The organism is Synechococcus sp. R6-7 (genome assembly GCF_047461695.1).
GTDB lineage: Bacteria > Cyanobacteriota > Cyanobacteriia > Thermostichales > Thermostichaceae > Thermostichus.
In genome coordinates this window covers 1-981 of record NZ_JANSHS010000235.1, presented here as the reverse complement: position 1 = coordinate 981, position 981 = coordinate 1, and the positions used below count along the sequence as shown (strand labels likewise).

The following is a 981-nucleotide window of genomic DNA, read 5'->3' as shown; positions in this document are numbered from 1 at the left end:
GGACGGGGCTTGCCGCGCCTTTTGGTCAACTCAAGACAATTGGGCAGCAACGGCTTTCAGCAGGCGTTTCTGGTCAACGGGCTTCGTCAGATAGGCATCGGAGCCAAAACATAGCCCCTGTTCAATCTCTTCGGGAGAGATTTTCGAGGAGAGAAAGACGAAGGGGATGTGAGCTGTAGACTGATCCCATCTCAGGGCATCCAGCACCCCATAGCCGTTCAGCTTGGGCATCACCACATCGCACAACACCAAGTCGGGCATCAGGGTGCGCACCATCTGCAAGCCCTCTTCTCCATCGGTGGCCGCCACCGTGTCGTACCCCGCTCGTTGCAACACCTTCTGCAGATAGGTGCGAATAGAGGGTTCGTCTTCAATCACCAGGATGCGTTTGGACATAACTTTGTAAAAAATTAAACAAAGACCTGGCCCAACCTGTCGGGCCTACTGTCCGCCTTCCCGGAGCCAGAGAGATCCGAGTTGATGCAAGAACAAGTCGAAGAACTACAGCTGCAGCATAGGGAAACTCTGGAAAAAAAAACTCCGCCAAATCGCTCATTCTGGGATCTCCCTGCTCTGCAAAAATCCTGATAGAGTGCGGAACAACTTTCCTCATCCGCAGATTTGCGGTTATGCTAGAAACCCCCCTCCTCCTTTGGGAGAAGTGAAGGCAGCCTATTCCGAAGTCAGTTGACGTTCCATCAGGCGGGTGAGGGCGGCGGTGGGGGTGGTCTGCCCTTGCAACAACAGATGCACTTCCTGGGTGATGGGCACCTGAATGCCGTGCTGGGCAGCGATCTCGACCACGACGGGAGCGGTGTAAACCCCTTCGGCGGTGCCCTCGATCTCCGCCAAAATCTGCGACAAGGGTTGGCCCTGGCCTAGCCCGTAGCCCACTCGGTAGTTGCGGCTCAAGCGGCTGTGGCAGGTGGCCAGCAGATCCCCCAACCCCGACAGGCCATTGAAGGTTTCTGCCCGTGCCCC

At 56.6% G+C, this 981-nt stretch carries 2 protein-coding genes; both read right to left on the bottom strand.

From position 1 onward, the window contains the following. Positions 1 to 30: 30 nt before the first annotated feature. Positions 31 to 396, bottom strand: a complete 366-nt coding sequence (locus tag NW815_RS07675; RefSeq protein ID WP_011432017.1) for a response regulator — start codon at positions 394 to 396, stop codon at positions 31 to 33. Between the two features lie 276 nt (positions 397 to 672). Further along, a partial coding sequence (locus NW815_RS07670; protein ID WP_414415865.1) for an NAD(P)H-dependent glycerol-3-phosphate dehydrogenase occupies positions 673 to 981 on the bottom strand: 309 nt, incomplete at its 5' end.

Coding starts and splice junctions, on each gene's coding strand:
- NW815_RS07675 (WP_011432017.1), bottom strand. CDS start 396: ATGTCCAAACGCATCCTGGTGATTGAAGACGAACCCTCTATTCGCACC.